Origin of the sequence: Bradyrhizobium lablabi, from assembly GCF_900141755.1 — a bacterium.
Classification (GTDB): domain Bacteria; phylum Pseudomonadota; class Alphaproteobacteria; order Rhizobiales; family Xanthobacteraceae; genus Bradyrhizobium; species Bradyrhizobium lablabi_A.
In genome coordinates this window covers 1,664,120-1,678,162 of record NZ_LT670844.1, presented here as the reverse complement: position 1 = coordinate 1,678,162, position 14,043 = coordinate 1,664,120, and the positions used below count along the sequence as shown (strand labels likewise).

At 63.5% G+C, this 14,043-nt stretch carries 12 protein-coding genes; 7 read left to right on the top strand and 5 right to left on the bottom strand.

Annotated features, from left to right (window positions below; all coding sequences use genetic code 11):
- From B5526_RS07915 to B5526_RS07905, 3 genes are read left to right on the top strand one after another with little or no spacing between them, the layout of a single operon-like run.
- Positions 1-870: a branched-chain amino acid ABC transporter permease gene (locus tag B5526_RS07915; RefSeq protein ID WP_079537701.1), complete on the top strand. Its 870-nt coding sequence runs from the start codon at positions 1-3 to the stop codon at positions 868-870.
- Entirely contained in the window at positions 867-3,299 is a 2,433-nt protein-coding gene (locus B5526_RS07910; protein WP_079537700.1) for a branched-chain amino acid ABC transporter ATP-binding protein/permease, read from the top strand. Before B5526_RS07915 ends, B5526_RS07910 begins: the two co-directional genes overlap by 4 nt.
- Positions 3,299-4,531, top strand: coding sequence for an amidohydrolase family protein (locus B5526_RS07905; RefSeq protein ID WP_079537699.1), 1,233 nt, complete (start codon positions 3,299-3,301; stop codon positions 4,529-4,531). The genes B5526_RS07910 and B5526_RS07905 overlap by 1 nt, the downstream gene beginning before the upstream one ends.
- A gap of 130 nt (positions 4,532-4,661) precedes the next feature.
- Here the strand turns inward: B5526_RS07905 and B5526_RS07900 are convergent, their stop codons facing one another.
- The 5 genes from B5526_RS07900 to B5526_RS37465 all read right to left on the bottom strand — a co-directional run bounded on the left by B5526_RS07900 (position 4,662) and on the right by B5526_RS37465 (position 9,069).
- Complete coding sequence (locus B5526_RS07900) at positions 4,662-5,678, bottom strand: formamidase (protein WP_079544791.1); 1,017 nt, start codon at positions 5,676-5,678, stop codon at positions 4,662-4,664.
- Positions 5,679-5,776: 98 nt separating this feature from the next.
- Complete coding sequence (locus tag B5526_RS07895; RefSeq protein ID WP_079537698.1) at positions 5,777-7,282, bottom strand: amidohydrolase family protein; 1,506 nt, start codon at positions 7,280-7,282, stop codon at positions 5,777-5,779.
- Positions 7,279-7,956: a flavin reductase family protein gene (locus tag B5526_RS07890; protein WP_079544790.1), complete on the bottom strand. Its 678-nt coding sequence runs from the start codon at positions 7,954-7,956 to the stop codon at positions 7,279-7,281. Before B5526_RS07890 ends, B5526_RS07895 begins: the two co-directional genes overlap by 4 nt.
- Positions 7,957-7,969: 13 nt before the next feature.
- Positions 7,970-8,905 carry a DUF1989 domain-containing protein gene (locus B5526_RS07885; RefSeq protein WP_079537697.1) on the bottom strand — a complete coding sequence of 312 codons (936 nt, stop codon included), beginning with the start codon at positions 8,903-8,905 and terminating at the stop codon, positions 7,970-7,972.
- Positions 8,902-9,069 (bottom strand): hypothetical protein, encoded by a 168-nt coding sequence (locus B5526_RS37465; RefSeq protein ID WP_154071195.1) that lies wholly within the window; start codon positions 9,067-9,069, stop codon positions 8,902-8,904. The genes B5526_RS07885 and B5526_RS37465 overlap by 4 nt, the downstream gene beginning before the upstream one ends.
- Positions 9,070-9,375: 306 nt before the next feature.
- On the opposite strand from B5526_RS37465, the gene B5526_RS07880 reads away from it, so the two are divergent.
- From B5526_RS07880 to B5526_RS07865, 4 genes are all read left to right on the top strand, one after another.
- Positions 9,376-10,128: a GntR family transcriptional regulator gene (locus tag B5526_RS07880; RefSeq protein WP_079537696.1), complete on the top strand. Its 753-nt coding sequence runs from the start codon at positions 9,376-9,378 to the stop codon at positions 10,126-10,128.
- 73 nt (positions 10,129-10,201) lie between these two features.
- Positions 10,202-11,302 carry a BMP family ABC transporter substrate-binding protein gene (locus tag B5526_RS07875; protein ID WP_079537695.1) on the top strand — a complete coding sequence of 367 codons (1,101 nt, stop codon included), beginning with the start codon at positions 10,202-10,204 and terminating at the stop codon, positions 11,300-11,302.
- A gap of 305 nt (positions 11,303-11,607) precedes the next feature.
- The gene (locus B5526_RS07870) at positions 11,608-12,333 is read left to right on the top strand and encodes a cysteine hydrolase family protein (protein WP_079537694.1); all 726 of its coding nucleotides are present in this window, start codon (positions 11,608-11,610) and stop codon (positions 12,331-12,333) included.
- Positions 12,324-13,982 (top strand): regulator, encoded by a 1,659-nt coding sequence (locus tag B5526_RS07865; RefSeq protein WP_079544789.1) that lies wholly within the window; start codon positions 12,324-12,326, stop codon positions 13,980-13,982. The genes B5526_RS07870 and B5526_RS07865 overlap by 10 nt, the downstream gene beginning before the upstream one ends.
- Positions 13,983-14,043 lie beyond the last annotated feature (61 nt).

The following is a 14,043-nucleotide window of genomic DNA, read 5'->3' as shown; positions in this document are numbered from 1 at the left end:
ATGCTGGCGACCGCGCTTGTCTCAGGGCTTAGTCTCGGCAGCATCTACGGCCTGATCGCGCTTGGTTTTACGCTGACCTTTGCCGTCTCCGGCACGGTGAACTTTGCGCAGGGTTCGTCGGTGATGCTGGGGGCGGTCGTTTGCCACGCTTTGGCCGTCGGGATGCACTGGCCGATGATCGCCGCGGTACCGGCGGCGCTTTTGGCTTGCGCCATCTGGGGCCTCATCGTCGAGCGCATCGCGGTCCGGCCGTTCGTCGCGCGCGGCACCAATTCCTGGCTGATGGCAACGGTGGCGCTCGGCATCGTGCTCGACAATGTCGCGATGACGCTGTTCGGCAAGGAGCCCCGCGCGCTGCCGTCGGCGCTGGCGGATGATCCCTGGGTGATCGGCAATATCGGCGTCTTTCCGCTGCAGGTGTTGATACCGGCGGTTGGACTTGGATTGGCGCTGTTGGTCCATCTCGGCATGCACCGGACCGGGCTCGGCCTGAAACTGCGCGCGGCCGTCGAGAACCCGGACGCCGCGCGATTGATGAGCATCGACGTGACGCGACTCGTCGCGCTCACTTATGCGGTTGCCGCACTGCTTGCCGGGATCGGCGGCATATTGATCGCGCCGCTTTACAACGTCGCCTACGACATGGGGACGTTGTTCGGCATCAAGGCATTCGCGGTGGCGATCCTCGGCGGCCTCACCAATCCCTGGGGCGTGGTGATCGCGGGCCTCGCCTATGGCCTGGTGGAAGCCTGCGCCACCACCTGGCTTGGGTCGAGCAGCACCCAGATCGTCACCTTCACCGCCGTCATCGCAGCCCTTGCCCTGGCGCCGTCCGGATTATTCGGGGTTCGGACCAAGGTACGGGTATGAAGATCATCACCATCGCGCTTGCCGCAGCGCTCGCCGCCGGCGCCGTTGCGATTTGCCTGCTCGCGCCGGGCTACTACGCCTATTTGATGGGGACCTTGGCGACCACCGCGCTGGTCGGCATCGGCTTGAACGTGTTGTTCGGGCTTGCCGGTGAAGTATCGCTCGGCCAGGGCGGGTTTCTGGCGCTCGGCGCTTACGGCGTGGGGATCCTGACAACCAAGGCCGGCCTTGGCTTTTGGCAAGCTTTGCCGCTTTCGGTGCTTTTGGTCGCAGCAATTTCGGCGGCGCTCTCTATTCCCGCGCTTCGCGTGACCGGTCCGTATCTTGCCATGGTCACTATCGCCTTCGGCTTCATCGTCGAGTCCGTCTCCGTCGAGTGGCAGGGGGTGACCGGCGGTGCGAGCGGGCTTGTCGGCATTCCCGCTCCCTTCGGTACCGGCGGCACGGCGCTGCTGGCCTGCGGATTTTGCGCGCTGGCGCTGTCAGCGTTTTATAAATTCGCACGAAGCCCGCTGGGTCTCGCGATGCGGGCGACAGCTTCCGCGCCGGCGGCTGCCCGCAGCATCGGCATCGCGGCGTTGCCGGTACGGACCGCGGCTTTCGTGCTGGCGGCAATGGCAGCCGGTCTCGCCGGTGGATTGCAAGCGGCGCTCACCGGTTTTATTGCGCCGAGCTCGTTTCCGTTCTCGCAATCGATCTTGTTTCTCCTGGTCGTAGTGGTCGGCGGCGCCGGCCGCACCCTTGGCCCGCTGCTGGGATCGGCGGTGGTCGTGCTGTTGCCGGAAATGCTGGCGAGCCTCGCCGAATACCGCCTTCTGGTGTTCGGCGCCGGCCTGTTGATCGTGCTCTGGGTTGCCCCCGGCGGAATCGCCGGCGCCATCGGCCGCTTTGTGAGATCGGAAGCGCCCGTTTCCGACGTTGCATTGGATATCGACTTCGCTTTGGCGCTGCTTGCGGGCCCTCGCGGCAGTCTGTCGGCCGAAGGCGTGCGCGTCGCTTTCGGCGGGGTCATCGCGGTCGCAGGCGTCGACCTGACCGCGCCGTCCGGCCGCGTCACCAGCGTGATCGGTCCGAACGGCGCCGGCAAGACAACGCTGCTCAACCTGGTCAGCGGATTCCAGCATCCGGATTCCGGAACCGTGCGGGTCGGCACCCGCGGGATCACCGGCCAGCCCGCCCATGACGTTGCGCGCGCGGGCCTTGCACGTACCTTTCAGACCGCGCAGCCGTTCGGCAGTCTGAGCGTGCTCGACAATGTCCGCCTCGGCCTGCTGCGCGGCGCCTGGCGCGGCGAGGCGCCGCCGGCGCTGGCGCGCGCGCTGCTTTCCCTGGTCGGCTATTCCGGGCCGGAAACGAGACTGGCCGCCACACTGCCGCATGTGGATCGCCGGTTGATCGAGATTGCGCGTGCGCTCGCCACGGCGCCCGCCGTGCTGCTGCTGGATGAGCCGGCCGCCGGGCTCGATGACGCCGATACCGTCAAATTGGGCGGCCTGCTGCAGCGCCTGGCGCGCGCCGGTCTCGCCGTCGTTCTCGTCGAGCATGACATGTCGCTGGTGATGTCGATCTCCGATGACATCGTCGTGCTCGATGCCGGACGCCGCATCGCCGCAGGCCCGCCGGCCGTTGTGCGCGCCGATCCGGCGGTCAAAGCGGCCTATCTCGGTGCCGCGACATCGGCCCAACCGGTCGCACAGCGACAGGCCGGGGCGACCTTGCTCGACGTCCGCAAGCTCAGCGCCGGATATGGACCGCTTGCGGTACTCGACGGAATCGCTATCTCGGTCGGCCGCGGAGAAACCATCGCCGTGCTCGGTCCCAACGGCGCCGGCAAGTCGACCTTGATGAAGGTGCTGAGCGGCCTGATCCGACCGGTGCAGGGAAATATCGGCTTTGGCGGCGTGGAGCTCGAGCGGCTTCCGGCACACCGTGTCGCGCGCGCGGGCTTGATCCTTGTCCCTGAGGGCCGTCAGGTCTTTCCGCAATTGACCGTTGCCGAAAACCTTCGCCTTGGCGCGACCCGTCGCGGCGATTTTAATCTTGCGGAGATCGAAAGCATGCTGGACCGTTTTCCAAAACTGCGCCCCCGGCTGCACGGCGCGGCGGGGCTGTTGTCCGGCGGCGAACAGCAAATGCTTGCGGTTGCCCGCGGCCTGCTGGCGCGGCCCGACATCCTTTTGCTCGACGAGCCGTCGCTCGGCTTGGCGCCCGCGGTCGCGGCCGAGCTGTTCGCACAGTTCAGGCGGCTGCGCGAGGAGGGCATGACTTTACTGATCGTCGATCAAATGGCAGATCACGTGCTTGCCATTGCCGATCGCGGCTATGTGCTCGGCGGCGGCCAGGTGGTGGCGCAGGGCCGCGCCGCGGAGTTGCGTGGTGCAAGGCTGGACGAAGCTTATCTTGGCGCCCTTCCGGCGGCGGTGAATTGATGGATCTGGTCATCCGCGACGCCTGCATTCTCGATAGCGGACAGCTTCGCCGCGTCGATATCGGCATTCAGGGCGCGGCGATTGCCGCCATTTCGCCGGATCTCGCGGTGGATGCACCGGAATTGAAAGCTGAGGGTTGCCTCGTGGTCGCTGGCCTGATCGAGACGCACATTCATCTCGACAAGACCTGCATCCTCGAGCGTTGCCGCATCGAGGAAGGCACCGTCGCCGAAGCGGTCCGGGAAACGGCGGCCGCCAAACGCAATTTCACCGTCGAGGATGTTTACGCCCGCGGCAAGCGAACGCTCGAGCGCTGCATCGCGCAGGGCACGACGCGCATGCGCACCCATGTCGAGCTCGATCCTGGCATCGGCATGACCGGCTTGGAGGCGATCGAGCAGCTCGCCCGCGATTATGCTTGGGCCATCGATGTGGAACTGTGCGTCTTCCCGCAGGAAGGGCTCACCAATAATCCCGGCACCGAAGAGCTGTTGATCGAGGGCCTGCGCCGGGGCGCGCGGACGATCGGCGCCGTGCCTTATTTCGACACCGATCCACGCGGCCAGATCGACCGGATCTTTGCCATCGCGCGCGAGTTCGACGCCGAGATCGACATGCATCTCGACCTTGCCGAAACCACGGATGGGATGCAGATCGAATATGTCTGCCGCAAGACCGAGGAATATGGCTGGGGCGGCCGGGTCGCCGTCGGACACGTCACGCAGATGTCGCTGTTGGCTCCGGAGCGTTTTGGCGCCATCGCCGCGCAGTTGGCGCGTGCCGGCGTTGCGGTGACGATATTGCCGTCGACCGATCTGCATCTGATGGGCCGCAGCCACGACCATGCGGTGCCGCGCGGCGTGGTGCCGGCCGAGCCGTTGCGCAGAGCGGGCGTGACCTGCTCGATCTCGACCAACAATGTCTTAAATCCGTTCACGCCCTACGGCGACGGCTCGCTGATCCGGATGGCGAACCTTTACGCGAATGTGTGCCACGTGTCGCGGCCGTCAGACCTCGCCGGATGCCTCGACATGATCACCGGCGCCGCCGCACGGCTGATGCGGCTTGAAGATTACGGCATCGCGGTCGGCGGCCTGGCCGATCTCGTTTGTCTCGATGCGAACAGTCCCACTGAGGCGATCGCGACGCTGGCGCCGTCGCTATGGGGCATCAAGCGCGGCCGGCCGTCTTTCACGCGGTCGCGCCCGCAGCTTCATCGGCCGGAAAACTAGATGAGAGTTCTGTGGCTTCATCCTTCGAGACGGCGCTTCGCGCCTCCTCAGGATGAGGTCTTAGACCCTCATGGTGAGGAGCGCGGCAGCGCCGCGCGTCTCGAACCACGAGGCCACCGAATGTTATCGGCTATTCCGCCGCTTTCGCGGCCTTCGCCCCGAACACGCGCGTCGGCACCGGGAAACCGCAAGAGGTGCCGTCGGTCACCTTGACCTGATCCTCCCACGGCAGGCGGAAGGTGCCGGCGACCATGTCCTGCATGAAGGTATAGGGGCAATCCATCGCGCCGCCCTTCACCGCCACATAGCCGCGGTGCCAGAGCTGGTAGATGTTGTTCTCGACGCCCCAGTGAATCCGCGCCTCGCGCACCAGGTCCGGCCGTACCTCGGCGGTGATGATCTCGTCGGCGCGCCCCGTCGTTCCGTGGGCGATGATAGAGCCATCAAAGTTCACGATCATGCCTTCGCCCATGGAATCGAACGAGCCATCGGAGCCGCACATGCAGACATTGGCGGTGATCATCAAGTTCTGGAATGCGTTGGCCTGGTTGGTAAAACGCCAGCTTTCGCGGATCGGCGCGGTATAGCCGGCGGTGCGGATCATGATCTCGGCGCCTTTATAGGCGCATTCGCGCGCCATCTCCGGGAACATGCCGTCATGGCAAATGATCAGCGCGATCTTTGTCCCCTTCGGTCCCTCGACGACGGGAATGCCGACATCGCCGGGCTCCCAGGGCTCGACCGGTATCCACGGATGGAATTTCCGGTAATAGAGTTTTATCTCGCCCTGATCGTCGATGATCAGGCCGGAATTATAGGGATTACCGTCGGGGTTGAACTCCATGATGGAAAAACAGCCCCAGATCTTGTTGTCGATGCAGGCCTTCTTGAAGGCGGCGACTTCCGGCCCGTCGAGGCTGCACATGATCGCCGGGTTGGTGTCCATCGACAGCCCATGCAGCGAATATTCGGGAAACACCACAAGATCCATGGTGCCGAGGTTGCGGCGCGCCTTGCCCACCATATGGACGATGCGCTCGGTCTGCCGCGCGAGGTCGGCCTTGGTCACCACCACCGGCAATTGCAATTGAACGAGCCCGATGACGACGCCTTCGGGCGATTTGTTGAGGCCGCCAAGTCCGTTCATATCCAGCTCCTCGATCACGGTTGCGCAGAATGCCGCAGCGAAACAAATCCGATTTTTACGCACAGCAAAAGATTATTTTTCAGGCGGTCAGTTAGTTCCTAGCCCTCGCAAGCCAGACTGAGCTTTCGCGGCAGCGTGTGGCCGGTGCAACCCTGAGCCGCGCAAAATGCGCCGACCAGCCGCGAGACCATCGCCGCGTTTGCGAACGTGCCGGCGTTTGCCTCATCCAATCTGTGCGCGGCTTCCTGCGCCTGCCGCCGCAGCAACGCCTCATCCAGCGTCAGGAGTTTGCCGTCGTGAAAGACGATGCGGCCGCCGATCATGACGGTGTGAACGGAGGCGCCGTTCTCGGCAAACACCATCTGAGTTAGCGGCGAGCGCAGCGGAACGAAATGCGGACTGTCGAGCCGGAGGAACACGATATCAGCCTCGTACCCCACCGCCAGCCGGCCGGTTTTTTCAAAGCCCAGGACTTTTGCCGATCCCTCGGTGGCGAGACCAAAAGCCTCACCCGCCGACAGCCATTCGTCGCTGGCAAAACCGTCGATACGGGACAGATAGGATGCGAGCCGCGTCGCCTCGAACATGTTTTGTCCGTCGGAGGTGTTGCTGGCGTCGGTGCCGACGCCGACGGCGACGTTGTTTCGCAGCATCTTGCGAACCGGAGCGACACCCGATCCAAGCCGAAGGTTGCTGGAGGGATTGTGCGCGACCGTTACGCCGGATTGGCCAAGCCTTGCGATGTCATCGTCATCGAGCCAGATGGCATGCGCCGCGCTCAGCCGCTCCGACAGGAAGCCGAGGTCTTCCAGATGGCCGACCAGGCTCTTGCCGTATCGCGTCCGCCCGAGGGCTGCCTGCGCGCGCGATTCCGCCAGATGGGTTTGCAGCGGCACCCCGTGCTCGCTCGCAAGCCGCGCACAATGGTTGAGGAAATCATCCGAGCAATGCAGCGGGATGGTTGGGCCCAGCGCCGGGCGAATGAAGCGACGGTCGAATTCCCAATTCGCCAAAATGTCGGTGCAGGTCGATAATGTGCTTTCGATCGGCGCCGCCGCCAGCGCAGCGCATTGCGATCGCAAATCATCGGGTAGCGCATCCAACAGACCGGGTAGCGCCTGATAGATGGTCCGGTCGGCGATCATGGGCGCGACCACGGCGCGCATGCCTGCATCGCGATAGGCCCGGGCCACGGCGGAAATTCCTTCGCGCGAAGGCCCCGGAAGCTCAACCGTGAGATCGAAACAGGCCGTGCAACCTTTCCGGATCATTTCGGCCGCGGAAAGTGCCGCGCTCAGATATTTGTCGTCGATGCCACGCGATCGGGTGGAGGCTCCCGCGCCGGTCAGGAACATTTCCAGCGAGACCTTGTCGTCGACCGCGCCCCGGTTGAGCGCGCCATGCGAATGCGTATGCGCGCTGATCAGGCCGGGAATCAGCATCCGGTCGGTAGCCGACAGCCCCTCTGCGTCGTCGGAAACCTCAAAACCGGGATTTTCGATCGCAAGGATCCTGCCGTCTTCGATCAGCACGTCCCCAAGCGCGGCGCGCCCTTGGGGATCGAGCACCAGGCCTCCGCGAATGACGGTGCGGCGCCCGGTCATGATGATTGCAGCTTATCCGGCTCCAGGCCGGCTTCGAATTCGGCAAGCGTCGGTGTCGGCATCTCGAAACGGTCGCGGATGGTGGAGCAGGTATTTCCGCCGAGCCGCGCGATGGTGTCCAGTTTGGCCGGGTCGATCCGCATCCGCTCGACGTCGATGACGTCGTGATGATAGTGCGCGAACACGATTTCACCCAGGATGATCTGGCGGGATTTGCCGACTTCCAGAGTGACATGACGGCGGCATTCGAAGGCGGCGGGCGCCTCCTTGATCCAGGGCGACGCAACCAGGGTGCCGGGCATTGCCGTGAGCCCTGCCGCTTGCAATTCGTCATGCCCGGAGCCGAACGGCACCGCGCAAACGTGCATTGCTTCGGCGATCGCGTGCGACACGATATTGACCGTGAATACCTCGGTCAGGCGGATGTTGAGCGCGGTGTCCTTGAACGACATATCGGGATGGTTCTCCACCCCGAGCGCCAGGATCGGAGGATCGGCCGACAGGCAGTTGAAGAAGCTAAAGGGGGCCGCGTTGATCAATCCCTCAGGGTTGACCGTGGTCACCAGCGCGATCGGCCGCGGCACCACGGTGCCGATCATCAATTTGTAGCGGTCACGCGCCGACAGCGTTCGGAAGTCGAACGTCACGGCATCAGGAGGAGCGACGGCGTCCATCATTTGCTTCCGGTCATTTGGTCTCAATGGCCGGTGCGCCGGCATGGGCCTGCAGGAAGCGTTCTTCCCACCACGAGAACAGGAGATCGCGCAGCGCCGCGGCGTCATCGTCGCCATAAATATCGGAGCGCTTGACGGCGTTGAACATTGCGATCTCGTCGGGCCCAAGCGCGATCGGAAGCTCGGTGACGACAATCGGCGTGTTGGGGAATTCCGGCTTGTACGAGGGATCGCGCCGCAGCGGCCGGTCCGTCTTGATGACCGGATTTCTAAAATCCTTTGGCGTGCGCTGGCTGGCGAGCGTCGGGACGCTGGGAACTTTCGCGAGATCTGCTTCGGTTGCGGCAAACACCGTCAGCTTCAGCGGCTTCAGCGCAAAGTTGCTGGTCTTCATCACGTCGGCGCCGCAGACATTGGGTACCGCCAGCACGTCCATCAGCGCCAGCAGGTCGACATGGTCGCCGGGTTTGGTGGTCTGCCGCGTCATGAAGGCGTGGCCGTCCTCATCGACGCCGGTGCACATGAACAGGTTGAAGGAATCGTGCACGTCGTCCGGTGTCAGGCCATATTCGCGCTGTGCCTCGGCCTGGATGTCGTGGCAGTTGGTGTGCACCACAAAACCGTAAGCGGCCTCGTAGACGTAAGCGCTGCAGCGTGGAAACAGCACGTCGTTGCGGCCGACGGTGTCCTCGAGAATGTAAAGCATCGCCCGCTCCCGCGGCGGCGCCGACCACATGAAAGTGCCGGTCGTCGGATGAAACCCGTGTACCGTGCGGGTGCGGCCGCAATGCATGAACTCCTTGTAGTCATGCAGGTTGAAGCAATTGAAATCGGCGCACTGGCCGCCCTCGACCTGTTCGACGCGCAGGATCTGGCCTTTCAGGAGTTCGATCGCCTTGCCGGTGCCGGGCTCCAGAACAAATTCGGAGATCATGGTTCTTGACGTCATCGCGCGGCCTCCGCGGTGGCATCGGCTTTCCGCGCGGCGGCGTATTCGCGCAGCGCCAGCCGCACCAGCGACGCGCGGTCCGGCGCGACGCCTTGAGCGATGGTGCGATCCATCAGCTCCAATTGCTGCTGGTTCAATCGAAGTTTGATGACCGTGTCGGCCATGAAGCGTTTCCTTTAAGGGGCAGCTTGAACGTCAAATCCTGTATACACGATTTGACGCAAGATCGCGGATTTGGCGCTTCACCAGCAGCTTCAAGCGCTCTTGATGGCGCATGAGAGCGAGCGCCGCGGAGGTGCGCGACCACGATTATTCCCCTTTTTGCGGCCTATTCGAAGCGCAAACTTTGAGCGATGTGCTGCCGCTTATTAGAGCGCATCGACTATAATTGCCGCATCTTGTGTACGAGTTTTGCGATTACCGTATGCGGAATTTCAGCCGAACAGCCGAAGCCCGCTTACGAGATCTGGATGAGCAAGAAATCCACCCGTGTCGATTTCGCCTGCAAGGCATTGCGCCAGGCAATCATCGAACAGGCGCTGCCGCCGGGCACCAAGCTGCCGGAAGATGAATTGGGCGCGCGGTTCGGCATGAGCCGCACCTTGGTGCGCGCCGCGCTTGCTCATCTGCAATCGGAGGGGCTGGTCGACGCACCGCCGCGGCGAACCGCGACCACGGCGAAGCCGACGCTGGAGGAAGCCAAAGAAGTGTTCGAGGTGCGTCGAACGCTCGAGCGCGCAGTGGTCCGGCTGGTGATCGAACGCTGGCGACCGGAATTCGGCGCCGAACTCGAAGGTCATGTCCGCGAGGAAGAAGCCGCGCGCAAGGCGGGCGAGGCGCCGGTTTCGATCCGGCTCGCCGGCGAATTCCACGTCAAACTGGCTGAGATGTCGGGCAACGGCCTGTTGCGGCGCTATCTCGGCGAGGTGGTGTCGCGCTGTTCCCTGATCCTGGCGCTCTATGGACGGCCGCATTCCGCCGATTGCGCCGTCAACGAGCATCGCGAGATCGTAACGGCGTTGCGCGGCCGCAATGCCGATGCCGCGATCGCCGTGATGGACCATCATCTCGGCGCGGTGGAGCACCGCGCGCTGCTGGATCAGGGCCGCGACGCCGAATTCGATCTCGGAGCGGTGCTGTCGCGCTACGCAGAGGTCGTGGATACCAGCAACCCACCGAAAGTTGCGCCGCTTCCCAAACGCAAAACGCGGGCGGCGAAATGACCAACGCCACGTCGTTCACGCCTCTCTATCAGGATTCCCGCCGTCAAGGCTCCGGCCATCAAGGAGATCGTCCATGACCAAGCTTTCGCTTTCCCGCCGCGCGTTTCTCGGTGGCGCCGCCGCCAGCCCGTTTGTGCTTTCCGGCCTCAGCGGTCCGGCCCGCGCCGCCGATATTACGGTCGGCATCATCTATGTCGGGTCGCGCCAGGACTATGGCTGGAACCAGGCCCATGCGGTCGGCGCGCAAGCCTTGAAAGAAATCCCGGGCGTCAAGGTGGTCGAAGAGGAGAACGTGCCGGAAACGGTCGCGGTCGCGAAGACCATGGAGTCGATGATCAACATCGACGGCGCCACGCTGTTGTTTCCGACCTCGTTTGGCTATTTCAATCCGTTCGTGATCGATGCGGCGAAGAAATATCCGAAGATCGAGTTCCGCCATCCGACCTCGCTGTGGCAGGCCGACAAGCACCCCGCCAACGCCGGCGGCTATTTCTGTTATCTGGATCAGGGCCATTACGTAAACGGCATTGCCGCCGGCCTTTCGACCAAGTCCAACAAGATCGGCTACATCGCGGCGAAGCCGATCCCGCTGGTATTGCGCAACGTCAATTCGTTCACGCTCGGCGCCCGCAAGGTCAATCCCAACGTGACCGTGCAGCTGATCGTCACCGGCGACTGGGCATTGCCGGTGCGCGAGGCGGAAGCGGCCAATGCGCTGGTCGATGCGGGGTGCGATATCATCGCCTGCCACATCGACAGTCCCAAGGTGGTGATCGAGACCGCCGAGAAGCGCGGCGTGAAGAGCTGCGGCCACAATGCCAACCAGGCTGACCTCGCGCCGAAAGGATTCATCACCGGCGCCGAGCTGAAATGGGGAACGATCTACAAGAGTTTTGCCGGCATGATCGCCAAGGGCGAGAAGCTGCCTAACATGGTGATCGGCGGTTACGACAAGGAAATGGTGGCGAGTTCGCCGTTTGGCGCCGGGTGCAGCGACGCCGGCAAGAATGCCGCGATGGCGGCGATCGCCGACCTCAAGGCCGGCAAGCCGATCTTCACCGGCACGGTCAAGAGCAACGCCGGCAAGGTCATCACCAGTAAGGACACCCCGCTCTACGACCCGTCGCTCGAAGCGACCGATTATCTCGTCGAAGGAATCGTTGGAACCGTTTGATCCAAGACGGCTTTTACCGACAAAGCCGCACGCGGTCCCTGCTCGCTCGCATGCCCGGCGAGCGGGACCGTTGTGAGAAGTTTTTCCGCTGCCTCGCGGGCTGGCAGCTTAAACATCGCGCTCAACGAATAAGCAAATGCAAGTCAGAAAAGCTTCGCATAGAGATTAAGCAACCGCCGGTCTCAGGATCAACAATTTGAAAACATGAAAGATTCGGCAATACCTCGGCGTCGAATCGCGTTGTACACAATGGCACGGCCCTTGCTTAACTCACGTTAGGAGTTCTCTTGCGTGGGGCGCGGGTCATGACGAACTCGAGACAGTCTTCCAGCGGTACCATCGTCGCGGAGCCAGAACCGATCGAGATCGATTGGGCGGCAACTGCGCTTCTCATCATCGACATGCAGCGCGATTTCATGGAGCCCGGCGGCTTCGGCGAAACGCTCGGCAATGACGTCTCGCAACTGGCGCGCGCGGTGCAGCCGATCGCATCGGTACTGGGTGCGGCGCGCGATCAGGGGATGCTGGTCGTGCACACCCGCGAAGGCCATTTGCCCGATCTGTCCGACGCACCGCCGGCCAAGATCGAGCGCGGCGCGCCGTCGTTGCGGATCGGCGACCCCGGCCCGATGGGACGGATCCTGATCCGCGGCGAAGCCGGGCACGACATCATTCCCGCGCTCTATCCGCTCGACAACGAGATCATCATCGACAAGCCCGGCAAGGGCGCCTTCTACGCCACCGAGCTCGGCGACGTGCTGCAGAAATACGGCATCGAGAATTTATTGGTGTGCGGCGTGACCACCGAAGTCTGCGTCAACACCACGGTGCGCGAGGCCAACGACCGCGGCTACCGCTGCGTGGTGCTCTCGGATGGCTGCGCCTCTTACTTTCCCGAATTCCACGAAATGGGCCTGAAGATGATCAAGGCCCAGGGCGGCATCTTCGGCTGGGTCGCAGACTCAGCCGCGGTTCTCAAGGCAATGACACCGGAGACTTCGAGCAAATCAGCAGCAGGGGGATCACGATGAGCACGACAGCGACAGCGAGCAAAGGCGATTTCAAACCGGTCTTGTGGACGCCAGGCGACTGGAACGCCTTTTTCGGATTCGGCACCAATATCCTCGTCAACATGCTGGTGCTGACCGGCCTGTTGCGCTTCGTGCTGAAGATGCCGGACTCGCTCGTGTTCGGCCGCATCCTCCCCGCACTCGGCCTGATGATGTGCCTCTCGACATTCTACTATGCGTGGCTCGCCTATCGGCTGGCGGTCAAGACCGGCCGCAGCGACGTCTGCGCGCTGCCGTCCGGCGTCAGCGTGCCGCATATGTTCATCGTTACCTTCGTGATCATGCTGCCGATCACGATCAAGACCGGCGATCCGATGAAGGGCTGGTCCGCAGGTCTCGTCTGGGTGTTCTTCCAGAGTTTTATCCTGATGATCGGCGGCTTTATCGCACCGGTGATTCGGAAAATCACCCCGCGCGCCGCGCTGCTCGGAACGCTTGCGGGCGTCTCCGTGACGTTCATCTCGATGCGTCCGGCGCTCGAGATGTACATGACGCCGCAGATCGGATTGGTGTGCTTCGCCATCATCCTCGCGAGCTGGTTTGGCGGCGTCAAATATTACAAGGGAATCCCGGCCGGCCTCGTCGCCATCGCGGTCGGCATGATCATCGCCTGGGGCTCCAACCTGTTCGGTCTCGGGCTCGGCGGCTTGAGCGTCAAGGGCGTCGGCGACGCCTTTGCGAGTTTCGGTTTCTCGGTGCCGATACCGGCCGTCAACCAGGTGTTCTCGGGCTTTGAATTCCTCGGCGTCATCCTGGTCACCGCCATCCCGTTCGGCATCTATGATCTCGTCGAGGCGATGGACAACGTCGAGAGCGCCGAGGCCGCGGGCGATGAATATCCGACCACGCGCGTGCTCACCGCCGACGGTGTCGTCAGCCTGATCGGCTGCCTGATGGGCAATCCGTTCATCAACGCGGTCTATATCGGCCATCCCGGATGGAAGGCGATGGGCGGCCGGATCGGCTACTCGGCCGCCACCGGAATCATGGTGGTTGTGTTGTCATGGTTCGGTATCATCTCGGTCTTGCTGGCGCTGGTGCCGGTGGTCGCGATCTCACCGATCCTGCTCTATATCGGCATGCTGATCGGCGCCCAGGCGTTCCAGACCACGCCGATCAAACATGCGCCCGCGATCGTGCTAGCGCTGACGCCGCATCTGGCCGCCTGGGCCAAGCTGCAGATCGACACCATGCTCGGCTCGACCATCAATGCGGCTCAGGCCGTCGGCGGCCTCGCCGCCGACAAGGTCGGCGCGGTCAAGACGGCGGCGATTGCCGCGCTGCCGCAGCAAGGCGTGCTCTATCACGGGCTGGAAGTGATGGGCGGCGGTTCGATCCTCACCGGCCTCGTGCTCGGCGCGATCGGCGTGTTCGTGATCGAGCGCGATTTTGTGAAGGCCTCCGCCTTTGCGCTGTCGGGCGCAGTGCTCACCTATTTCGGCTTCATGCACGGCGAGGCCGTCGGCATCGGCGGCGGACTGGGCGTGACGCCGACGGTGGCGCTGGCCTACGCCGTGGTGGCGGCCGGGTTCTTCGCGCTCGGCAAACTGGGCACCACGGCCGACACGGTCGCGCATCCGGTCGAGATGCACGCCGCGCCTGCCGAATAAATAACAGGGAAAATACGGTCCCGGCGTCGATGGGGGCGACGCCGGGCCCGTATTCATTTTT